The 21,742-nt window shown below is 49.8% G+C and carries 21 protein-coding genes; 18 read left to right on the top strand and 3 right to left on the bottom strand.

Annotated elements, in window-relative coordinates:
• Positions 1-153: 153 nt before the first annotated feature.
• The 4 genes from DWY57_RS03495 (at position 154) to DWY57_RS03480 (ending at position 6,123) form a co-directional block, all read left to right on the top strand.
• Complete coding sequence (locus DWY57_RS03495) at positions 154-576, top strand: dihydrofolate reductase family protein (protein WP_004291474.1); 423 nt, start codon at positions 154-156, stop codon at positions 574-576.
• Positions 577-814: 238 nt separating this feature from the next.
• Complete coding sequence (locus DWY57_RS03490) at positions 815-1,420, top strand: RteC domain-containing protein (RefSeq protein ID WP_004304269.1); 606 nt, start codon at positions 815-817, stop codon at positions 1,418-1,420.
• A 301-nt stretch (positions 1,421-1,721) separates the two neighbouring features.
• The gene (locus DWY57_RS03485) at positions 1,722-2,852 is read left to right on the top strand and encodes an ATP-binding protein (protein WP_004291480.1); all 1,131 of its coding nucleotides are present in this window, start codon (positions 1,722-1,724) and stop codon (positions 2,850-2,852) included.
• 16 nt (positions 2,853-2,868) lie between these two features.
• On the top strand, positions 2,869-6,123 hold the full coding sequence (locus DWY57_RS03480; RefSeq protein WP_004291481.1) for a P-loop NTPase fold protein: 3,255 nt from the start codon (positions 2,869-2,871) through the stop codon (positions 6,121-6,123).
• Positions 6,124-6,254: 131 nt separating this feature from the next.
• On the opposite strand, the gene mobC is transcribed toward DWY57_RS03480, so the two are convergent.
• Genes mobC through mobA form a run of 3 tightly spaced genes read right to left on the bottom strand, consistent with a single transcriptional unit; the run spans position 6,255 to position 9,958 of the window.
• Positions 6,255-8,273 (bottom strand): conjugal transfer protein MobC, encoded by a 2,019-nt coding sequence (gene mobC / locus DWY57_RS03475; RefSeq protein WP_004291482.1) that lies wholly within the window; start codon positions 8,271-8,273, stop codon positions 6,255-6,257.
• Between the two features lie 30 nt (positions 8,274-8,303).
• Positions 8,304-9,551, bottom strand: a complete 1,248-nt coding sequence (gene mobB, locus DWY57_RS03470) for a conjugal transfer protein MobB (RefSeq protein WP_004291483.1) — start codon at positions 9,549-9,551, stop codon at positions 8,304-8,306.
• Positions 9,530-9,958 carry a conjugal transfer protein MobA gene (mobA, locus tag DWY57_RS03465; protein ID WP_004291488.1) on the bottom strand — a complete coding sequence of 143 codons (429 nt, stop codon included), beginning with the start codon at positions 9,956-9,958 and terminating at the stop codon, positions 9,530-9,532. The genes mobB and mobA overlap by 22 nt, the downstream gene beginning before the upstream one ends.
• A 421-nt stretch (positions 9,959-10,379) precedes the next feature.
• On the opposite strand from mobA, the gene DWY57_RS03450 reads away from it, so the two are divergent.
• The 14 genes from DWY57_RS03450 to traN all read left to right on the top strand — a co-directional run bounded on the left by DWY57_RS03450 (position 10,380) and on the right by traN (position 21,742).
• A complete protein-coding gene (locus DWY57_RS03450; RefSeq protein ID WP_004291492.1) occupies positions 10,380-11,429 on the top strand; it encodes a ParA family protein in 1,050 nt (349 codons plus the stop codon).
• 2 nt (positions 11,430-11,431) lie between these two features.
• Positions 11,432-11,872, top strand: coding sequence for a DUF3408 domain-containing protein (locus DWY57_RS03445; protein ID WP_004291503.1), 441 nt, complete (start codon positions 11,432-11,434; stop codon positions 11,870-11,872).
• Positions 11,873-11,874: 2 nt separating this feature from the next.
• Positions 11,875-12,228, top strand: a complete 354-nt coding sequence (locus DWY57_RS03440; protein WP_004291505.1) for a DUF3408 domain-containing protein — start codon at positions 11,875-11,877, stop codon at positions 12,226-12,228.
• Positions 12,229-12,244: 16 nt separating this feature from the next.
• The gene (locus DWY57_RS03435; protein WP_004304280.1) at positions 12,245-12,973 is read left to right on the top strand and encodes a hypothetical protein; all 729 of its coding nucleotides are present in this window, start codon (positions 12,245-12,247) and stop codon (positions 12,971-12,973) included.
• Between the two features lie 201 nt (positions 12,974-13,174).
• Positions 13,175-13,492, top strand: coding sequence for a DUF4134 domain-containing protein (locus DWY57_RS03430; protein ID WP_002560983.1), 318 nt, complete (start codon positions 13,175-13,177; stop codon positions 13,490-13,492).
• A gap of 10 nt (positions 13,493-13,502) precedes the next feature.
• A complete protein-coding gene (locus tag DWY57_RS03425; RefSeq protein WP_004291514.1) occupies positions 13,503-13,835 on the top strand; it encodes a DUF4133 domain-containing protein in 333 nt (110 codons plus the stop codon).
• Positions 13,832-16,336 carry a TraG family conjugative transposon ATPase gene (locus tag DWY57_RS03420; protein WP_004291515.1) on the top strand — a complete coding sequence of 835 codons (2,505 nt, stop codon included), beginning with the start codon at positions 13,832-13,834 and terminating at the stop codon, positions 16,334-16,336. The genes DWY57_RS03425 and DWY57_RS03420 overlap by 4 nt, the downstream gene beginning before the upstream one ends.
• Before the next feature lie 40 nt (positions 16,337-16,376).
• Complete coding sequence (locus tag DWY57_RS03415) at positions 16,377-16,757, top strand: DUF3876 domain-containing protein (RefSeq protein WP_004291516.1); 381 nt, start codon at positions 16,377-16,379, stop codon at positions 16,755-16,757.
• 23 nt (positions 16,758-16,780) lie between these two features.
• Positions 16,781-17,410: a DUF4141 domain-containing protein gene (locus DWY57_RS03410; RefSeq protein ID WP_004304283.1), complete on the top strand. Its 630-nt coding sequence runs from the start codon at positions 16,781-16,783 to the stop codon at positions 17,408-17,410.
• Positions 17,411-17,413: 3 nt separating this feature from the next.
• The gene (gene traJ / locus DWY57_RS03405; RefSeq protein ID WP_004291518.1) at positions 17,414-18,418 is read left to right on the top strand and encodes a conjugative transposon protein TraJ; all 1,005 of its coding nucleotides are present in this window, start codon (positions 17,414-17,416) and stop codon (positions 18,416-18,418) included.
• A gap of 31 nt (positions 18,419-18,449) precedes the next feature.
• On the top strand, positions 18,450-19,073 hold the full coding sequence (gene traK / locus DWY57_RS03400) for a conjugative transposon protein TraK (protein ID WP_004291519.1): 624 nt from the start codon (positions 18,450-18,452) through the stop codon (positions 19,071-19,073).
• Between the two features lie 6 nt (positions 19,074-19,079).
• Entirely contained in the window at positions 19,080-19,388 is a 309-nt protein-coding gene (locus DWY57_RS21060) for a TraL conjugative transposon family protein (protein WP_004291520.1), read from the top strand.
• Positions 19,369-20,721 (top strand): conjugative transposon protein TraM, encoded by a 1,353-nt coding sequence (traM, locus tag DWY57_RS03395; RefSeq protein WP_004291521.1) that lies wholly within the window; start codon positions 19,369-19,371, stop codon positions 20,719-20,721. The genes DWY57_RS21060 and traM overlap by 20 nt, the downstream gene beginning before the upstream one ends.
• A gap of 34 nt (positions 20,722-20,755) precedes the next feature.
• Positions 20,756-21,742 carry a conjugative transposon protein TraN gene (traN, locus tag DWY57_RS03390; protein ID WP_004291522.1) on the top strand — a complete coding sequence of 329 codons (987 nt, stop codon included), beginning with the start codon at positions 20,756-20,758 and terminating at the stop codon, positions 21,740-21,742.

Genomic DNA, 21,742 nt, shown 5'->3' with positions numbered 1-21,742 from the left:
GGAACTACGGAGACGATTGCGTGATGCTTATGCTATGCTTACGCATAGCGTGCATTCACGTACTCTCCGTAAAGGCTTTACCAGAGCCATCGCTTGAAGGTAGTGTGAATTGCACGCTACTTTTTTACCCTTGCCTAACGAAAGGAAACGATTATGGGTAAAGTTCAGATTCTCGCCGTACTGACGATGGACGGATGTCTTTCTTCAGAGTTATATGATAAAGCACATCAGGATTTGTGCCTTGACCGTTGCGGTCTTGATGAAATCAGGAAGAAAGCCTTTTACCGTGTGACACCGGACTATTCCATTTCAATGCTGCACGAATGGAGAAAAGACTGCACAAACATCCGTTACCTCGCGGAAGCCACACCGGACACGGCAGACTATATAAACGGACTGCTGCGGATGCACGCTGTGGATGAAATCATACTATACACCGTTCCTTTCATATCCGGAAGCGGACGACATTTTTTTAAGTCGGCTCTGCCAGAGCAACACTGGACGCTTTCCTCTTTGAAAAGCTATCCCAACGGTGTATGTCGCATTATCTATATCCTTGATAAAAAAGCAAGATAGCCAAAATGTGCGGCAAGCATACATTTCTATTTTCAGGAATAGAATAAATGTTCCGATTACAAACAATTTAAGTCGGAGATAATTTGTCCTTGTGAAAAAATACTGAATTTTATACCTCTGAAATCCAGCACTTTGTAAAATTGAGTGTTGGATTTTTTATTTTCTGCCGCGTTTTTTGCCAATTATATTCATGTGCGCACGCAGAAAACAAAGTGTAATTTTCAAAATTGACAGAACCATGAATTATTTCTTGCTGGCGGAAACCGACTTTTTCCGCCTGATAAACGAAGCCGGCGACTGCAATATGGAAACGGCATACACGGCTTTCGCCACCCAAGTGATCGAACTGTGCAACGGCGGCATGGACATGAACCTTACCGTCATCGCGCTTGCCTACATCGAAATCGAGTTGCAGCACCATCCCGTACGTAATCTGTCAGAAGAAAAAAGAGAGATTGCCGCCTACGTCAGCAAGGCTCTGTCTTTCGTAAGAAAGATGCAGAAATTCCTTGCCACGCCCCAAGTGCCACCACTAATATCCGCCAACAACGCAACAGAAACCACCGCCAGCCTTCTTCAATGGACGGGCAATGCCATCGACCTCGTGGAACTTATCTACGGCATAGACGTGATGGGCTGCATCAACAACGGCAATATGCCGCTCAAACAGCTCGCCCCACTTCTCTATAAGATATTCGGGGTTGATTCTAAAGACTGCTACCGCTTCTACACTGATATCAAACGCCGGAAGAACGAAAGCCGCACCTATTTCATTGACAGGATGCAGGAAAAACTGAACGAGAGAATGTTGCGTGATGAGGAGTTGGAGCGGATGAGAAAATAAAAAAATATCCATTACATATGAGAAGACAGGAATACTCGTATCCTGTCTTTTTATTTTCATTTAATTATATATTAATTAGCACAATATATGTGAGTTTTTCATTCCTATAAGGACAAATTTCAGAAACGTATGTCTGGTAAATTATTGAGTCATCATAGTATGAACATATATCATTACTAAAAACAATGAAACAACTTCCATAAGATTGTGGTTGTAAAAATCGCCATTTAATAGCCCGTTTTTTTTGTAAAATTCGCCAATTAAAAAAATATGATTATCTTTGCATTATATTTTATAAGGTATGGAAACAGTAAATAGAATACTTCAAGAGAAGATTACAGCACGAATCGCGCCCAATAAAGCAGTACTGATTTTTGGTGCTCGCCGTGTTGGTAAAACGGTAATGATGCGTAAAATTGTGGACAACTATTCAGGTAGGACGATGATGCTCAACGGCGAAGACTACGACACATTAGCACTATTGGAGAATCGCTCAATAGCCAATTATCGGCATTTATTGGATGGTATTGATTTGCTGGCTATTGATGAGGCACAGAACATACCACAAATCGGTAGTATTCTGAAGTTGATAGTTGATGAAATACCGGGAATAAGTGTCTTGGCAAGTGGTTCTTCGTCATTCGATTTGCTGAATAAGACTGGTGAACCGTTGGTCGGCCGCAGTACGCAATTTCTCCTTACACCATTCTCGCAACGGGAAATCGCACAGACGGAAACGGCACTTGAAACCCGCCAGAACCTCGAAGCGCGCTTGATTTACGGTTCCTATCCCGAAGTAGTAATGATGGAGAACTATGAACGTAAAACAGACTACCTACGTGATATTGTCGGTGCATACCTGCTTAAAGATATCTTAGCAATTGACGGCTTAAAAAATTCGAGCAAGATGCGCGATCTACTGCGATTGATAGCTTTTCAGTTGGGCAGCGAAGTTTCTTACGAAGAGTTAGGTAAACAACTCGGCATGAGCAAGACGACCGTTGAAAAATACCTCGACCTATTGGAAAAGGTCTTCGTTATCTATCGTCTGGGGGCTTATTCGCGTAACCTACGCAAGGAGGTTACAAAAGCTGGCAAGTGGTACTTCTACGACAACGGCATTCGCAATGCCATTATCGGGGCTTTCTCACCGCTGGCCATTCGGCAGGATGTCGGTGCGCTGTGGGAGAACTACATCATCGGAGAGCGGCGCAAAGCGAACTTCAATGAGGGACTGCACAGGGAGTTCTATTTCTGGCGCACCTACGACAAACAGGAAATCGACCTGATTGAGGAGAGTGCCGACAGTCTTACCGCCTTGGAGTTCAAGTGGGGAAATAAAATGCCGGCCGCACCGAAAGCCTTCCAAGAAGCCTATCCCTATGCCGAGTTTCATGTGGTAAATCGGGAGAATTATTTGGAGTTCGTATAATCAATAAATTACGTATATGGAAACAAAACTACAATCCAAACAGCAATATCCGCGGTTTATCCAAAATAAACCGTGTGGTATTGACAAATTCGATGGAGGTTCGCAAGAAAGGTTGGCAAAAACTATTGCTCGCCATTTTTGTCAGAATGATTCATTGGATGAGGAATGTACTTTACCTCGAATTATCGGCATCGAAGGTATTTGGGGATCTGGAAAATCCAACGTGGTTAAAATGTTGGAACGTGAATTATCAGACGACTATTACTTTTTTGAGTATGACGCATGGGGACATCAAGAGGACTTGCAACGCCGCTCTATATTGGAATTGCTTACAAGCAAACTTATTGATGATGGTATCCTATCTGGAAATGCAACAATAAAAGTCAAAGGTGGAGGTACGAAAACCGTATCATGGTCTGAAAAGCTGAAATATTTATTAGCCCGTAAAACGGAGACCGTAACCGAAAAATATCCCCTTATCAGTAATGGTATGGTTGCGGCATTTTTGGTTGCAGTTTTAACTCCGATATTTACATTTATTGCGTATGCAGTAAAACCTACACCCACAACATGGTGGTTTTCTTTATTGTCTATTATCATAGCTGCACTGCCAGTTCTTATTGCATTGTGCGTTTGGAAATGGGCATATAGCAAAGATCATAAATATGGATGGAGTTATATGTTAGCTATTTATCAAGATAAAGTCGAAAAGGACGTTTGCTATGAGACTTTGAGCGAAGACGAACCAACGGTTTACGAGTTCAAAACATGGATGCAAGACATTTCTGATTTTATCAAGGAAAAAGGACAACGTAAATTAGTCCTTGTTTTTGACAACATGGATCGTCTCCCCGCTGAAAAAGTAAAAGAATTATGGTCTTCTATCCATACGTTCTTCGCCGATAGCGGTTTTGAAAATGTTTGGGCTGTTATTCCTTTCGATGAAACACATTTAGCTTGTGCATTCGGAGATGAGACCGACGAACAAACGAAACAACTGACCAAGTATTTTATCAATAAAACTTTCCCTATTGTTTATCGTGTTGCTCCTCCTGTTATTACCGACTATCGAAGTATATTCAACAAACTGTTTGTTGAAGCATTTGGAGAAACAGAAAATGAAGCGAAAGAAACTATAAATCGGATATTCAGATTGGTAAATCCTAATGCCAATGTTAGGGAAATTATATCATATATCAATGAGATGGTCGCTCTTAAACAAGAGTGGTGTAACGAAATTTTGATGATAAACATAGCATTGTTCTGTTTGAAGAAGACGGATATTCTGGCAAATCCAGTAGAACAAATATTGTCCGGCGACTATCTGAATGGCATTCAAACAATAATTAACAATGATCTGCAAACACAACGCGAAATTGCAGCTTTGGTATATGGTGTCGATGTTGAAGATGCTCGACAAATTCCATTGAAAAAATATATTGAAGGCTGCATCAACGGAGAAGAAGACCACGACATAAATCAATATGCAGAGACTAATAAACAATTTGACACTGTATTAGAAGAAGTTATACAATGTATGGACAATGCGCTTATCGATAAGATTATACATTGTTTGCATAAATTAACTCGAAAGAGCGATGTTATTCTGCGTGTATGGCAAAGAATAGCACAATTGAAATTAAAAGAATCCATAGAGAAGCAGGTGTTCCCTGTCGAATACCAAGAACTGCTGTTGCATTTAGACACGGAAAGCCAAAACCATGTGATTGCTCAATTATATAAGAAGATAGTTCGGTTCAATGACTTCAATGGCGGCGACTATTTCAAAACGTTAGATGCAATAGACAGGTTTATTGCGCAAAATAAGTTGGCGTGCGATTTTACGTCATTGATTGAAGCAAAAACAGTCAAGCCAAATACATTTATCGATTATATTCAAGCTGCAAATGCAACAGATGCTGCCTATCGGGATAACGCGACAACTAAAGCATATAAATATTATCAAGTAGCAACAAATTCGGAGGCGCTCGATAATTATTTGGCAAACTTACTACCCGATAATTTCGACCATGCAGATATTGTAAAAACGTTAAAAGATAATTCTACCTATACGTTTCCAACGCTTTTGCAAGCGATCACGAATTGCATTGATGAACAGAATGTAAATAAAGATAATATAGGGGCTATATTTACAACCTATCGTTTATTGGCATCTGACGAAGAAAGACCTTTACCTGTAACGTTAGATTCAACCTACATAAATCAGTTGCATTCTGAATTAGAAACTGATGGCCGAAACATTAAAGAGTCTGGATATTACGATTTAGTCGCCATGCAATTGGCACATGGTCATTCCGTTTCCTTAATAGAGGGTGGAGATATAAAATATGTTGCAGAACTCATGGACTATTATGTGGATCATGGAGACTTATTAGTAAATAGTGTGGGATGGAATATACCGCTATTAAATGAAACACTACAATACATGGTAAATCATAAACTTGGCTATAAATTATTGCTCTCAGACATATTGCCCCAATTTGAAGATATTAAGAACAGAATAGGTGTAACGGATGAGGTATTTATCGAGCATTTAGCAGAGTGGAATACCGATTTGGATAAGTATATCACTAAGAACAATATTAAAGATGTAATTCCTGACGCATCTTTTTACGATTTGACCACTAAAATAAGCAATGTCCTGACCGATCATATCAATAAAATAGCGTTCGAAGCGTTGTCTGAAATAAGTGTTGATACATTATACGCCCAAAGAACAGCACATACATCATATTATTGGTTTGTCGCAATAAAACATTTACTGGCTAAAATCAAATCCTTGCCAGATAACTTGACTGAATTTGGCAAAAAGATTCTGATGGATATTGCTTCTGGAACTCAAAGTTTGAATCCTTTCCCTAATTGTTTCAAGAATATAGTTGAAAGATTGGATAAACGAAAAATTAAATCGACAGTTACCGATATAAGAAATGATTTCTGCATCGGTAAAAAGACTATCAATGCAATAAAGTTTCAATTTTTCGAAACATGGCTTAGATCGCATGGTAATTTGAAAAGTCAAGCTGGAGACGTTATTGATAAAATAGTGAAACCTGTAATTTCCGATGGGGCATGCCGTTCATTGATTCTGCAAAACAAAGATTTTTATATGGATTTAATAAATACAGCAGGGGATGATGCTTATGAATTGAAAAAGAGTCTCCGAAACCTCATACAAAAAGATTCAGATCCGCAATTGGTTAAATTTGTCAATTCGATAGATTCAGTACCTGAGGTTGAAACCGCGTAAGTATTTGTCTAACAAGTCCGAATTTTACGATTTTACCCGTCAGAACTGAAGTGCCCCCCAAAAAAATTGTATCCAACTTTTGGGGGTCACTTCAAACTTCGATAGGGATAATTTTCAATTTTGGGGACTTGTTAGACAGTCTCATTATCTGGTAGCAGTTTACACAGCACCGGATCGTTTTTGATACGCTCCAGTTCCTCCTGCACAATCTGCTTCACCTCTTCCTTGATGCGCCGGTAGTTCGCCTGCACCGTTTCCTTCATGCGGTCGTTGCCGTCCTCGTCCGTGAAGTTTGTAATGACGGGAATTTTCTTGTAGGCACTTTCTTCCCGTTTCACCTTTTCGGCATCCACCACAATCTCGCAATGAAAAATCTTCTGCTCGATACGCTCGTTGAAGTTGTCGGATACAGAACCGACAAACATTCCCTGCGTAAGCCCGGAAATCTTACTCGGTGGAATGAGCGCGTCCATCTGCGTGTTGATGGAGGTGGAAACATCCTGCCGGTTGATGGAGATGGACTGCCGTTTCTGCAACACCTTACCGAACCGCTCGGAGAGCGTCTTGGCTGTTTCCCCCACCACCTGACCGGAGAAAATATTGCCGACAGTGTTCATCACCACTTTCGCCTCTTTGTCCCCGTAGTCACGCACTAACTGGCTGAAATCCTGAAAGCCCAGACACACGGCAACCTTGTTGCTTCGGGCGGTAGCTATAAGATTGTCCAACCCTTTGAAGTATATTGTGGGCAACTCGTCGATGATGACCGATGACTTCAGCATCCCCTTCTTGTTGATGAGCTTCACGATACGGGAATTATACAGACCGAGTGCCGCACCGTAGATATTCTGACGGTCGGGATTGTTACCCACGCAGAGGATTTTCGGCTCTTCGGGATTGTTGATGTCCAGCGTAAACTCGCTGTCTGACATCACCCAGTAGAGCTGCGGTGAAATCATCCTCGAAAGCGGGATTTTTGCCGACGCTATCTGACCCATGAGCTGCTCCGCAGCCCCTCCAAGCCACGCATCCATGAACGGCGAAAGGTAGTTCTCCAGCTCCGGATAAGAGGTCAGTATCGGAAATATATCCTCGTAACGGCGGTTCAGAAACTCGATAGCATGGGGAAACGTGCAAAACTTCCCGTTCTGATAGATTTTGAGATACCAGATAATACTGGCAAACAGAATGATAGGTGACTCCACGAAGAAGTCGCCCTGCTTTTGCACCCACGTTTTATTGAGGTTGAGCATTATTGTGTAGGCACTCTCATAGGCATCCGTAATATCTTCCATAAAATCCGGGTGAATGGGATTGCACCGATGAGAGCGTCGCGGGTCGTCGAAGTTGATCACATAGAACTTCGGCTTTACCTTGTAGCCGTCCGGGTGGTTCAGCAAATGGTTGTAGGCAATAGTAGATAGGTCGGGATACTTGAAATCGTAGATGTATTGACTAAAGCCCTTTTCAATCTGTTGCTTGATAAAATTGTTTACCACGGCATAGGACTTGCCGCTGCCCGGCGTACCCAACACGATGGACGCACGGAAGGGATTAACTACATTGATCCAACCGTTGTTCCAGCGTTTCCTGTAATAGAAACGTGTCGGCAGATTGACCGAATACTCGCTTTCGATAAGCCTCGTTTCCTGCATGAAACTCTCGTTCTCGTTGTTGAAAACATCCTCCATCAAATTGTGTTTCAACAGGCGGCTCATCCACAGACCACCCATCAACAGGCAGACATAGCCCGTTCCAATGGTAAGGACATACAGTCCCGTCACCGCTTCAAGCGGCAGCGGCAGGGGCAGCAACCACCAGTTCAGGAAAAACAGCACGAACCCGACGGCAAATGCTGTCCAGATTCTCCCCCAAGTGATTTTCTCACCCTTGACACCCTTCGTACCCAGACAGGACAAGGCAAGCAAAAGGACGGAAAACAGCTTCGTGTAGAGAATGGAATGGAACAGCCCCGCCGTGCGGTCGAAGTTCAGAAGGATTTTGTCCACCACGCCGATGTTCACGCCCCACAGCCGGATGGCTTCGTAGCAGAACCAGTACACGTTCATGACCACTAAAATGATACTCACGGCACGCAGAAAATCCATGATTTTCGCCAATGCCCTCAAATCGTCTTCTTGTTGTGACATACATTGATTTTTTAATTGTTGATACTCTGATTACATACCCAAGCCCTTGCGTTTTTTCTTCTTTTTGCGCTTCATCGCCCGGATGAAAGCCTCTTCCTCGGCATCTACCGCCGGACCTTCGGGAGTGAGCAAGCCCATACCGCCCGATATATCTTCACTGTCGTAGGCGGTCTGCCCGTGTGCCTTGTCCGCAGCATCCACAGGGATGGATAGCGGTATCGGCGGTTGTCCGGCGTATGGCAGGGTGAAGTGTTCCTGCAAGGCATTCGCCGAAAGCTCCTTACCCATGCGCGAACCGTTCAGCACGCATCCCGTGCGGTGGTCGATGAAGGTAGCCCCATAGATGCGCCCTTCCTCTGTGTAGCGCAGTACGGTGTCGATGCCCTTCTCTTTGAGTTGGGATACAAATTTGTCCTTGTCATAAGTGCCTTGCAGCACGGAAAGGACGGTGCGTTTCGTCATGTCTGCCAGTTTCCTATCCTTGATTTCCGATTTGGAACGGACAAACTTCTTCTGTACGGCTTCATAGCCTGCGGACTTCCCGAAAAGCGAGGATTTGAACGGGTTGCCCACCTTGTTACCCTTGTCGTCCGTGACGGAATAGACCAGCCCGTGATACTCCCGTCCGCGCACGTTGCCCCTCGCTTCCTCCACCGTCATATTATATAAGGAAAGGAGCGCACGGTATTCGCCCATCGTCTGGAAACGGTACTGCCCATTCAGAGCCTTCACGGTGTTGCCTACCTGCTTCTTCACATCACCTGCCGATGCGGCCACCTTGCGCAACGGATTATCCAATCTCTGATTTTTACGTTCTGCCGGATGCAATCCGTACTTCTGTTCCAGTTCCCTGCGGATACGGTCGCTGCGGCGGTAGAGAAAATCCCGGTTGAGCCTTTTCCCGTTCTCGTCCACGTTGACCGTCACGATGTGCAGGTGGTGGCGGTCGATGTCCTCGTGCTTGAATACAAGATAAGGCTGGTTTCCGAAACCGAGTTTTTCCAGATACTCGCGGGCGATATTCTGCAACTCAATATCGGTCAGCACATCCTCCGGGTGCGGGTTGAGAGAGATATGCACCACCGGCTTCTCGATCTTCATCTGCGGTGGCAGGAAGGTGAGAAAACCCTCCATCGCCTTGCCTATGTCCACCGTTCCCGAACCGTCATTGTAGATGCGGTTGGTGGTGAGAAGCCGCCCCTGCGCCTCGTTAATCTTCTCCCCGTTGTAGGCAATCGCGCCGTACAACGAACTTCCTACACTGATTTTTGCGACCATTTTGCCTCCATTTCCCTTGAAAGTTCCACAATCCGGCGGCTCAGTTTCACGAGTTCGACGGTGTGTTGCTCTAATTTGTAGAGCAACGCCATCGCCTTTTTCTCTGAAAAATGCAGCCTCAGTTCCTTCACGACTTGGTTGTAATTCGTACCCACGGCACGGAATTGTGCATGAAAATCCGACAGTTTGGTGTAATAGTCCACCAACGTCTTGTCCACCTTCAGCACCTTGAACGGTTGCCCGAAGAAGTGCGCTTTGAGGAAAACAGACCGTGCATAGACACCCGATTTTCCGAACATGGCGAGGAAACGGTTGTGTTCCTCCTCGTTGAAACGGACGGTGTACCGGTACACCGCCGGATCAAGTTTGGGATTTCTCCCTGATTTGCTTTTCCTTTTCTCTTTCATATTACTTTGGATTTAGCGGATTGACGGCATAAGCCGCCGCTTCGGATTACAGCACCGCAGTTCTGAAAGGCTTCCCGACTTCGGAGGGAAAGCCCGCCCCCTGCAAGGGCAAGTGCTTTTCGTGGCTGCTCAAAATATTTTGAGCGGCTGAAAAGACATCTTGCTATGTTCAGGTGAACATAAAAATCCGTCAGGGGACGGATTGGGAAAATACCTTTCAGGACTCCGGGCCGCGCGTCATCGGCGAACCCTGCTGTCCGGGTGCAAAGTTACGCCCTTAAAGCGGTATCGGACAGATGCTTGACCCGGTCAATGACTGCCAACCGGCGCAACGTGCCGCCACTTGCCGGAGAAGTGATACAGGTTCCAAAATATACTTGTTTATTTGCAGCATGATTCAAGAAACGAACGATTTGAAGATATGATAAACGGAACATTCAAATACCCGGAAATCCGCTTCTTCGGATACTTGCCGAAACGGATACCCGAACCGTCGGAAACCCGGTTCTCCGACAATTCGGTGACGTATGGATTCAATGACTTCATGACGCAATGTCGTCAATCACCATTTGTCCGACGCACCGCTTCACCACAGAACCGGATACGCGACGACCCGCCTGCGTGTGTAGTCACGGAAGCGGATGGTGCGACAGCCAAATCCGTATGGAAACAGAAAAACAAATCATCAACAATTAAAATAAATGGAACTATGAGTAAGGAAATCTTCGTTGCATTCGCAACACAGAAAGGTGGCATCGGCAAATCCACTGTCACGGCACTTGCCGCCAGCTACCTGCACAACGTGAAAGGCTACAATGTCGCCGTCGTGGACTGCGACGACCCGCAGCACAGCATCCACGGGCTGCGCGAACACGAAATGGGGCTTATCGACAGCAGCACCTACTTCAAGGCTCTCGCTTGCGACCATTTCCGCCGGATCAAAAAGAACGCCTACACCATCGTCAAAAGCAATGCGGTGAACGCCCTCGACGATGCCGAGAGGATGATTGCCACTGAGGACGTGAAACCCGACGTGGTGTTCTTCGACATGCCCGGCACACTCCGAAGCAACGGCGTGATAAAGACGCTCTCGCAGATGGACTACATTTTCACTCCGCTGAGTGCCGACCGCTTTGTCGTGGAGAGTACCCTGAAATTCGTCACGATGTTCCGCGACAGGCTGATGACTACCGGACAGGCGAAAACAAAGGGGCTGCATCTGTTCTGGACGATGGTGGACGGCAGGGAGAGGAACGACTTGTACGGCATCTACGAGGAAGTGATAGCCGAAATGGGCTTTCCGGTACTTTCCACCCGCTTGCCCGACAGCAAGAAGTTCCGCCGTGACCTTTCGGAAGAGCGCAAGAGCGTTTTCCGCTCCACCATCTTCCCGATGGACACGGCACTGCTGAAAGGGAGTGGCATCCGGGAGTTTTCCGAAGAGATAAGCGACATCATCAGACCGCAGTGAGCATGGGCAGCAGGAAAGTGAACACGGAAGGCATCGACGAGGAACTGCTGTTAGCCTCCATCGGGCGGCGCACACAGGACGGGACACTGCGCCCCGCACAGGAAGTACCCGCAGCTGCACCGACCGAAGAGGACACCGCCGCACCGGAACCATCTCCTGTGCAACCCGTAACACGGGAAAAAGCGCAGAGGGAAAGTGGACGCCGGAAAAGGCAGGACGAGGACTACAACGAGCTATTCCTGCGCCGCAACGAGATAAAGACCCGCCAATGTGTCTATATCAGCCGTGACGTCCACGGCAAGATCCTCAGAATCGTGAACGACATCGCCGGAGGGGAAATCTCAGTAGGCGGATATGTGGATACCGTGCTGCGCCAGCATCTGGAACAGCACAAGGAGAGAATCAACGAACTGTACAAGAAACAACGTGAAGATCTGATTTGAAAATGGAAAAAGAAATGACACCGAATGAAAAAAGACCACAGCAAGACTGCGGAGGTATGTTTACCCAAGTGCAGGCGAGTGTGGAAATACTGTCGCCTGTCCCGGTAAGCGGCAAATGCAGTGAGAAGGACTATGAACGCCTGTTCATCCGCGACCCGGAAGTAAAGGCACGTGAGGGGAAGATGGCGTATGTGCGCCCGGAGTACCACGAGCGTATCATGCGTATCACCCGTGTAATCGGGCATGACCGGCTTACGCTGTCCGCTTACATCGACCATGTGCTGACGCACCACTTCAACCAGTGCGAAGATGCGATAAAGAGCCTTTATGCCCGAAATTACAATTCAGTATTCTAACCAAAAACGGAAGGATATGAATTACACAATCAGCATGACAGACATTCTGCTGGCGGTATCGGTCGGCTGCAACCTCTGGTTCCTGTTCCTGCTCCTTTACGAGCGCATCATGGACACGCGGATTGTCCGCTTCTTCAAGGGCATTGTCGGATTATGGCGGTCACTGGACGGGAATGAGGCTAAACGCATAGCGGCACACGAGGAAGTCCCTGCGGAAAAGGCGGACATCATCGGCAAGAGCCGTTTCAGGATGGCATCCACCCGGACAACCGCTGCCATACCGACGCAAGAAGCCGCCACTATTGAAAAAGGCATTGAGCTGTCGGAGGAAGAGGCTACTTTTGACGACGGAAAAACGGGAAACGCATCCCGCCCGGCACAAGTCCCGGAGGAAAAACTCGATGAGACCTTCACGAGCATACCGCCGGAGGAACTGGGATACGGGGACGACGAACCGGAAGAGGACGCCTCGGACACGCCACGGGCTTCGGGCAGCAGCTTTGACGAGATTGACGACGCCTGCAAGACCGCCAAAAACCCGGACGCGACACAGGCGGAACGTGAAAAGGCGGCTAAGGTGTTCACCGACATGGAGGGCACGGAGTTGTACGAGAAAATGATGGAAGGCTCTTCGGAGATAGGCATCCGCATCAAGGGGCTTATCGAGATTCGGCTGAAGAAATCTGAAAAGGAGTTCGTCGTGCCGGACAACATCGAGGAGTTCGACATTCGCAACTATGTATGACAACAATAAAAGAAATGAACATGAAAGAATGACATCAACCCACGCGGCGAGGAAACGCAAGGCGCATCCCCATCCGCAACGGACACGCCCACGTCCGTGGAAACAAACGGGCATCCACTAAAACCAAAGTAAAGAAACAAAGTATCAACCGCCCGACAAAGGACCATCCACCCTTTTGACGGCAAAAAACAAGAACAGTTTATGAACAAGAACATCTTGAAAAACAGAAAAGCAATCCTCTCCGCGGCACTTGTCATCGCCGCAACCGCCTCCGCTTTCGCGCAGGGAAACGGCATCGCGGGCATCAACGAAGCCACCTCTATGGTGAGTTCTTATTTCGACCCCGGAACTAAACTGATATACGCCATCGGTGCAGTCGTCGGGCTTATCGGGGGCGTAAAAGTGTACGGCAAGTTTTCATCGGGCGACCCCGACACCAGCAAGACAGCCGCCTCGTGGTTCGGCGCGTGCATCTTCCTGATTGTTGCCGCCACCATCCTGCGCTCATTCTTCCTTTAATAAATAATGTATGGCTGAATACCCAATCAACAAGGGTATCGGCCGTCCGGTAGAGTTCAAGGGCTTGAAGGCACAGTACCTCTTCATCTTCTGCGGAGGTCTGCTGGCTCTCTTCGTCCTGTTCGTCATCCTCTACATGGTCGGTATCGACCAGTGGATATGTATCGGCTTCGGCGCGGCATCGTCCTCCCTCCTTGTATGGCAGACCTTCGCGCTGAACGCCCGGTACGGTGAACACGGGCTGATGAAATTAGGAGCGGCACGGAGCCATCCCCGATACCTTATCAACCGGCGGCGGATAACCCGTCTGTTCAAACGACAACGAAAGGAAGAAAGACAATGAGGAATACATCGAAAATGACAACACTGGAAAACAGGTTCCCACTTTTAGCGGTGGAGCATGGCTGCATCATCTCAAAGGACGCCGACATCACGGTGGCTTTCGAGGTGGAACTACCGGAACTTTACACCGTGACGGGTGCGGAGTACGAGGCGATACACAGTTGCTGGTGCAAGGCTATCAAGGTGCTGCCGGACTACTCCGTCGTCCACAAACAGGACTGGTTCATCAAGGAACGCTACAAACCGGAGCTTCAGAAGGACGACATGAGCTTTTTAAGCCGCTCTTTCGAGCGTCACTTCAACGAGCGTCCGTACCTGAAACACACCTGCTACCTCTACCTGACCAAGACAACAAAGGAGCGTAACCGGATGCAGAGCAATTTCAGCACGCTGTGCCGGGGACATATCATCCCGAAGGAGCTGGACAGGGAAACCACGACCAAGTTCTTGGAAGCCTGCGAACAGTTCGAGCGCATCATGAACGACAGCGGGCTTGTCAGGCTGCGCCGCCTCTCCACCGATGAGATTGTGGGTACTGAGGGAAAGACGGGACTTATTGAACGCTACTTCTCGCTCATGCCGGAAGGTGACACCACCTTGCAGGACATCGAGCTTTCGGCAAGGGAGATGCGCATCGGCGACAACCGCCTGTGTCTGCACACCCTCTCCGACGCGGAAGACCTGCCGGGCAAGGTGGCTACCGACACCCGTTACGAGAAGCTCTCCACCGACCGGAGTGACTGCCGACTGTCATTCGCCTCCCCGGTGGGGCTTCTGCTCTCCTGCAACCATATCTACAACCAGTATGTGCTGATAGACAACAGTGAGGAAACCTTGCAGAAGTTCGAGAAGTCCGCCCGTAACATGCAGTCGCTATCTCGCTATTCAAGGAGCAACAGCATCAACCGCGAGTGGATAGACCAATACCTGAACGAAGCCCATTCCTACGGACTGACCTCGGTACGGGCACACTTCAACGTCATGGCGTGGAGCGACGATGCGGAGGAACTGAAGCATATCAAGAACGACGTGGGCAGCCAGTTGGCAAGCATGGAATGCGTGCCGCGCCACAACACCATCGACTGCCCGACACTCTACTGGGCGGCGATACCCGGCAATGCGGCGGACTTCCCGGCGGAAGAGAGTTTCCACACCTTCATCGAACAGGCGGTGTGCCTGTTCACAGAGGAAACCAACTACCGCAGCTCGCTCTCGCCCTTCGGCATCAAGATGGTGGACAGGCTCACGGGAAAACCGCTGCACCTTGACATCTCCGACCTGCCCATGAAGCGAGGTATCACGACCAACCGCAACAAGTTCGTGCTGGGTCCTTCGGGCAGCGGCAAGTCTTTCTTCATGAACCACCTCGTGCGCCAATATTATGAGCAAGGCGCACATGTGGTATTGGTGGACACGGGAAACTCCTATCAGGGCTTGTGCGGCATGATCCGACGCAAGACAGGCGGAGCGGACGGTGTGTATTTCACCTACACGGAAGATAAGCCCATCAGCTTCAACCCGTTCTACACCGACGATTACATCTTCGACGTGGAGAAGAAGGACAGCATCAAGACCCTGTTGCTGACGCTCTGGAAGTCGGAGGACGACAAGGTGACAAAGACGGAGAGCGGCGAGCTGGGCAGTGCCGTGAGTGCCTATATTGAGCGCATCCAATCCGACCGTAGCATCGTGCCGTCGTTCAACACCTTCTACGAGTATATGCGTGACGACTACCGCAAGGAACTGGCACAGCGTGACATCAAGGTGGAGAAGTCCGACTTCAACATCGACAACATGCTCACCACCATGCGGCAGTATTACCGGGGCGGGCGTTACGATTTCCTGCTCAACTCCACGGAGAACATCGACCTGCTCGGCAAGCGGTTCATCGTCTTCGAGATAGATTCGATTAAAGAAAACCGCGAACTGTTCCCCGTCGTGACCATCATCATCATGGAAGCCTTCATCAACAAGATGCGGCGGCTGAAAGGCGTGCGGAAACAGCTTATCGTGGAAGAGGCTTGGAAGGCCCTCTCATCGGCGAACATGGCTGAATATCTGCGCTATATGTATAAGACGGTCAGAAAATATTACGGCGAGGCAATCGTGGTGACGCAGGAGGTGGACGACATTATCAGTTCTCCGGTGGTCAAAGAGAGCATTATCAACAACTCGGATTGTAAAATCCTGCTTGACCAAAGGAAATATATGAACAAGTTCGACCAGATACAGGCGTTGCTCGGACTGACGGAAAAGGAGAAGTCGCAGATACTCTCCATCAACATGGCGAACAACCCTTCACGGCTCTACAAGGAGGTGTGGATAGGCTTGGGCGGCACGCAGTCGGCGGTCTATGCCACGGAGGTCAGCGCGGAAGAGTATCTGGCGTACACCACCGAGGAAACGGAAAAAGTGGAGGTTTACCGTCTGGCGGAGAAGCTGGGCGACGACATCGAAGCCGCCATCCGGCAGCTTGCCGAAAGGCGGAGAAACAAGGAATAACTAAAAAACAGAATGTATCAACCAAAAAAGAAAAACGCGTATGAATTTACCAAAAGTGAAAATGCTGCAAGTCAGCAAGTGCCTTATCGGATTGGCGGTCATGATGCTGCAATCCTGCGACGTGGCCGACAACCGCCGCGACATGCTGTGCGGGAACTGGGAGAGCGTGGAGGGAAAACCTGACGTGCTTATCTACAAGGAGGGCGAAGCCTACAAAGTGACGGTGTTCCGTCGTAGCGGTCTGCGCCGCAAGCTCAAGCCGGAAACCTATCTCTTGCAGGAGGAGAACGGCAACCTGTTCATGAACACCGGCTTCCGCATCGACGTGTCCTACAACGAGGCCACGGATGTGCTGACTTTCTCGCCAAACGGGGACTATGTGCGGGTGAAGCCGCAGCCGGGACATCCGACCGAAGAATAACAACCACTAAAATCCAAAGTAACATGAGAACAAGAATAACAATGATTATCTGCCTGTGCCTGCTTTTCGCGGGCAGGGCAAGCGCACAGTGGGTCGTAAGCGATCCGGGCAATCTAGCGCAGGGCATCATCAATGCCTCCAAAAACATCATCCATACCTCCAAGACCGCCACGAACATGGTGAGCAACTTTCAGGAGACGGTGAAAATCTATCAGCAGGGCAAGAAGTATTACGATGCCCTCAAATCGGTGAACAATCTGGTCAAGGACGCCCGCAAGGTGCAGCAGACCATCCTGATGGTGGGCGACATCACAGACATCTATGTGAACAGTTTCCAACGGATGCTCCGTGACGGGAATTTCAGACCCGAAGAGCTTTCCGCAATCGCTTTCGGCTACACGAAACTGCTGGAGGAAAGCAACGAAGTGTTGACGGAACTCAGGAACGTGGTGAACATCACCACGCTCTCCATGACCGACAAGGAGCGCATGGACGTGGTGGAACGCTGCCACTCGAAGATGAAGCGTTACCGCAACCTCGTGAGCTACTACACGAACAAGAACATCTCCGTGAGTTACCTGCGTGCGAAAAAGAAGAACGACCTCGACCGCATCATGGGGCTGTACGGGAACATGAACGAAAGATACTGGTAGCCTATGAAGTTCGACAACCTTCATCAGATTTTACGTTCACTTTATGAGCAGATGATGCCGCTGTGTGGGGACATGGCTGGTGTGGCGAAAGGCATCGCCGGGCTGGGTGCGCTGTTCTACGTCGCCTACCGGGTATGGCAGTCGCTGGCGAGAGCTGAACCGATAGACGTATTCCCGATGCTCCGTCCTTTTGCCATCGGTCTGTGCATCATGTTCTTCCCGACTGTGGTGCTGGGCACGATAAACAGCATCCTCTCACCCGTCGTACAGGGCACGGCAAAGATGCTGGAGGCGGAAACGCTGGACATGAACCGATACCGGGAGCAGAAGGACAAACTGGAATACGAGGCGATGGTACGCAACCCCGAAACCGCCTACCTCGTGTCCAACGAGGAATTTGACAAGCAACTGGAGGAACTCGGCTGGTCGCCCTCCGACATGGTGACGATGGCGGGAATGTATATCGACCGGGGAATGTACAACATGAAGAAGAGCATCCGCGACTTCTTCCGCGAGATACTCGAACTGCTGTTCCAAGCCGCCGCCCTCGTGATAGACACCGTCCGCACCTTCTTTCTCGTGGTGCTGGCGATTCTCGGTCCGATAGCCTTCGCCCTGTCGGTATGGGACGGTTTCCAAAACACGCTCACGCAGTGGATATGCCGCTATATACAGGTCTATCTGTGGCTACCGGTATCGGACATGTTCAGCACCATACTGGCGAAGATACAGGTTCTGATGCTGCAAAACGACATCGAGCGGATGCAGGCAGACCCGAACTTCTCGCTGGATTCGAGCGACGGGGTGTATATCGTATTCCTCTGCATCGGCATCATCGGCTACTTTACCATTCCCACCGTTGCGGGCTGGATTATCCAAGCCGGAGGCATGGGCGGTTACGGTCGCAACGTGAACCAGATGGCGGGACGAGCCGGAAGCATGGCGGGCAGCGTGGCGGGTGCAGCCGCAGGAAACGCAGTCGGACGTGTCGGCAAATTGCTGAAATAATCAATGTGCAATCATAAATTGGAAAATATAAATGGAATTCAAATCACTTAGAAACATCGAATCGTCGTTCAGGCAGATACGCCTGTTCGGTATCGTCTTCCTCTCGCTGTGCGCCGTGGTGACGGTGTGGAGCGTGTGGAACTCCTACCGTTTCGCAGAGAAGCAACGGGAGAAAATCTATGTGCTGGACAACGGCAAGAGCCTGATGCTCGCCTTGTCTCAGGATTTGTCGCAGAACCGCCCGGCGGAGGCACGGGAACATGTGCGCCGTTTCCACGAGATGTTCTTCACGCTATCACCTGAAAAAAGCGCGATTGAACACAACGTGAAACGTGCCTTGCTGCTGGCGGACAAGAGCGTGTACCACTATTATTCGGACTTCGCGGAGAAGGGGTACTACAACCGCATCATCGCCGGGAACATCAACCAAGTGCTGAAGGTGGACAGCGTGGTGTGCGACTTCAACGCCTATCCCTACCGTGCCGTGACCTACGCCACACAGAAAATCATCCGGCAGAGCAACGTCACCGAGCGCAGCCTCGTGACCACCTGCCGCCTGCTGAACGCATCGCGGTCGGATGACAACCCGAACGGTTTTACCATCGAGGGTTTCACCATCATTGAGAACAAGGATTTACAGACTATCAAACGGTAACAGGACATGAAAAGTATCAGAAAATCAATGTGGGGCATGTATTGGAAACTCCACGACAAACGGAAACGCTTGGCGGCAAGTCTCAAAGGGTATCTGGACGGCTTGCCGCCGGAAACACGCCGCCGCATCGTGCTGGGGATGTTCGCCGCCTTCGCGGTGCTTGCCCTTTACACCTTCGGCAGAGCCGTCTATGACATCGGCAGGAACGACGGCTCACATATGGAAACGGGACACGCCGGACGGGTGGAACTGCCGACCCCGGCGGAAACAGGCAATCACTTAACACCTTATTTATATGGAACAGACAAAGAATGAACCGACGAAAGAGAACAAAGCTGCTCCCGAAACGGGGAAACCGAAAAAGGAGCGCGAACCGCTGACAGAGGCGCAACGGCTGAAACGGCAGAAGATGATCGTGCTGCCCGCTATGGTGTTGGTGTTCATCGGGGCGATGTGGCTGATATTCGCCCCGTCCTCCGGCAAGGAGCAACCGCCGGGAACGGACGGATACAACACCGAGATGCCCGACGCTGACAAGGCGAACCGGCAGATTATCGGCGACAAGCTGAAAGCCTACGAGCATGGGGAGATGGAAGAGCGTCAGGAGAGCCGCAACCGTGCCATCGGGCAGCTGGGCGACATGTTCGACCGCGAGATAGCGGGAACGGAGAACGGAGTGGACTTCGACCTCGCCAATCCGGGCGGCAAGGAAGAAAGGGCAAAGCCAGCCACGCCGCAGACCATCCAGTCCTCCGCAGCCGCCTACCGTGACCTGAACGCCACGCTCGGAAACTTCTACGACCAGCCGAAAAACGACAATGCGGAGATGGACGAATTGTTGGAGCGCATCGCATCGCTGGAGTCGGAACTGGAAAGCGAGAGGGGCAAGGCTTCCTCTATGGACGAGCAGGTGGCTCTTATGGAGAAGTCCTACGAGCTGGCGGCAAAGTACATGGGCGGTCAGAACGGAGGACAGCCATCGGCGGAACAGAGGGCAGAGCCAACTACCGTGCAGAAAGGGAAGAAGAACAAGGCAATGCCTATCAGACAGGTGGAGCATCAAGTAGTTTCTTCACTCTCACAGCCTATGAGTAACGCGGAGTTTGTCGCCGCCTTATCGCAGGAACGCAACCGGGGTTTCAACACGGCTGTCGGCACGGCGGAGGTATTGGACAGGAACACCATACCGGCGTGCGTGCATGGGGCGCAGAGCGTGACGGACGGGCAGACGGTAAGGCTGCGCCTGCTGGAGCCTATGGCGGTGGCAGGCAGGACAATACCCCGGGGTGCGGTGGTGGTCGGCACGGGCAAGATACAGGGTGAGCGGCTCGACATCGAGATTACCTCGCTGGAATACGACGGCACGATTATCCCCGTGGAGCTTGCGGTCTATGACACGGACGGACAGCCCGGCATCTTCATCCCGAACTCGATGGAGATGAACGCCGTCCGGGAGGTCGCCGCCAACATGGGCGGCTCGCTGGGAAGCAGCATCAACATCTCCACCAATGCCGGGGCGCAGCTCGCCTCCGACTTGGGCAAGGGGCTGATACAAGGCACGAGCCAGTACATCGCCAAAAAGATGCGAACCGTCAAGGTGCATCTGAAAGCCGGGTACAGGGTCATGCTTTACCAAGAAAAATATTGAAAACAATAAAAATTACCACTAAAATCCAAAAGTAATGAGAAAAGTAATCATCATGTTTGCCCTCGCTATGGGCATCATAACTGCCAACGCGCAGGAGAATGTAACCGTTGAAACGACCAACGGAAGTGAACAACCGACCTTGACGAAGGAGGTCTATCCGCAGAAGGAGGCGGACGGCGACCTATATCACGGGCTGTCACGCAAGCTGACCTTCGACCGCATGATACCGCCGCACGGTCTGGAAGTGACCTACGACAAGACCGTCCACGTCATTTTTCCGGCGGAGGTGCGCTATGTCGATTTAGGCTCGCCCGACCTGATTGCCGGGAAAGCCGACGGAGCGGAGAACATCATCCGTGTGAAGGCTACCGTAAGGAATTTTCCCAACGAAACGAATATGTCCGTCATCACGGAGGACGGCAGTTTCTACACCTTCAACGTGAAGTACGCCGCCGAACCGCTGTTGCTCAACGTGGAGATGTGCGACTTCATCCATGACGGCAGCACGGTGAACCGCCCGAACAACGCGCAGGAAATCTATCTGAAAGAGCTGGGCAGCGAAAGCCCGATGCTGGTGCGCCTTATCATGAAGTCCATCCACAAACAGAACAAGCGCGAGGTGAAGCATATCGGCTGCAAGCGTTTCGGCATCCAATACCTGTTGAAAGGCATCTACACGCACAACGGCTTGCTTTATTTCCACACGGAGATAAAGAACCAGAGCAACGTGCCTTTCGATGTGGACTACATCACTTGGAAAATCGTGGACAAGAAGGTTGCGAAGCGTACTGCCGTGCAGGAGCAGATTATTCTGCCGCTCCGCGCGCAGAACTACGCCACCCTCGTGCCGGGCAAAAAGAGCGAGCGCACGGTCTTCACGATGGCGAAGTTCACCATCCCCGATGACAAGTGCCTCGTGGTGGAATTGAACGAGAAGAACGGCGGCCGTCACCAGTCCTTCGTGATTGAGAACGAGGATTTGGTACGCGCGGGTACCATCAACGAACTTCAAGTACGCTGA

This window comes from Bacteroides sp. AF25-5LB (assembly GCF_003602965.1).
Taxonomy (GTDB): domain Bacteria; phylum Bacteroidota; class Bacteroidia; order Bacteroidales; family Bacteroidaceae; genus Bacteroides; species Bacteroides uniformis.
The sequence above is the reverse complement of the archived record's forward strand: the minus strand, read 5'-3'. Positions and strand labels throughout refer to the sequence as shown.

What these genes read in the sequence shown, in the direction of transcription:
- DWY57_RS03415 (WP_004291516.1), top strand. Translation starts at nt 16,377, where the DNA reads ATGAATTTACCAAAAGTGAAAATGCTGCAAGTCAGCAAGTGCCTTATC.
- mobC (WP_004291482.1), bottom strand. Translation starts at nt 8,273, where the DNA reads ATGTCACAACAAGAAGACGATTTGAGGGCATTGGCGAAAATCATGGAT.
- traM (WP_004291521.1), top strand. Translation starts at nt 19,369, where the DNA reads ATGGAACAGACAAAGAATGAACCGACGAAAGAGAACAAAGCTGCTCCC.
- DWY57_RS03410 (WP_004304283.1), top strand. Translation starts at nt 16,781, where the DNA reads ATGAGAACAAGAATAACAATGATTATCTGCCTGTGCCTGCTTTTCGCG.
- DWY57_RS03435 (WP_004304280.1), top strand. Translation starts at nt 12,245, where the DNA reads ATGAATTACACAATCAGCATGACAGACATTCTGCTGGCGGTATCGGTC.
- DWY57_RS03480 (WP_004291481.1), top strand. Translation starts at nt 2,869, where the DNA reads ATGGAAACAAAACTACAATCCAAACAGCAATATCCGCGGTTTATCCAA.
- DWY57_RS03485 (WP_004291480.1), top strand. Translation starts at nt 1,722, where the DNA reads ATGGAAACAGTAAATAGAATACTTCAAGAGAAGATTACAGCACGAATC.
- DWY57_RS03450 (WP_004291492.1), top strand. Translation starts at nt 10,380, where the DNA reads ATGATAAACGGAACATTCAAATACCCGGAAATCCGCTTCTTCGGATAC.
- DWY57_RS03445 (WP_004291503.1), top strand. Translation starts at nt 11,432, where the DNA reads ATGGGCAGCAGGAAAGTGAACACGGAAGGCATCGACGAGGAACTGCTG.
- DWY57_RS21060 (WP_004291520.1), top strand. Translation starts at nt 19,080, where the DNA reads ATGAAAAGTATCAGAAAATCAATGTGGGGCATGTATTGGAAACTCCAC.
- traJ (WP_004291518.1), top strand. Translation starts at nt 17,414, where the DNA reads ATGAAGTTCGACAACCTTCATCAGATTTTACGTTCACTTTATGAGCAG.
- traN (WP_004291522.1), top strand. Translation starts at nt 20,756, where the DNA reads ATGAGAAAAGTAATCATCATGTTTGCCCTCGCTATGGGCATCATAACT.
- traK (WP_004291519.1), top strand. Translation starts at nt 18,450, where the DNA reads ATGGAATTCAAATCACTTAGAAACATCGAATCGTCGTTCAGGCAGATA.
- DWY57_RS03430 (WP_002560983.1), top strand. Translation starts at nt 13,175, where the DNA reads ATGAACAAGAACATCTTGAAAAACAGAAAAGCAATCCTCTCCGCGGCA.
- DWY57_RS03495 (WP_004291474.1), top strand. Translation starts at nt 154, where the DNA reads ATGGGTAAAGTTCAGATTCTCGCCGTACTGACGATGGACGGATGTCTT.
- mobB (WP_004291483.1), bottom strand. Translation starts at nt 9,551, where the DNA reads ATGGTCGCAAAAATCAGTGTAGGAAGTTCGTTGTACGGCGCGATTGCC.
- DWY57_RS03440 (WP_004291505.1), top strand. Translation starts at nt 11,875, where the DNA reads ATGGAAAAAGAAATGACACCGAATGAAAAAAGACCACAGCAAGACTGC.
- DWY57_RS03490 (WP_004304269.1), top strand. Translation starts at nt 815, where the DNA reads ATGAATTATTTCTTGCTGGCGGAAACCGACTTTTTCCGCCTGATAAAC.
- DWY57_RS03420 (WP_004291515.1), top strand. Translation starts at nt 13,832, where the DNA reads ATGAGGAATACATCGAAAATGACAACACTGGAAAACAGGTTCCCACTT.
- DWY57_RS03425 (WP_004291514.1), top strand. Translation starts at nt 13,503, where the DNA reads ATGGCTGAATACCCAATCAACAAGGGTATCGGCCGTCCGGTAGAGTTC.
- mobA (WP_004291488.1), bottom strand. Translation starts at nt 9,958, where the DNA reads ATGAAAGAGAAAAGGAAAAGCAAATCAGGGAGAAATCCCAAACTTGAT.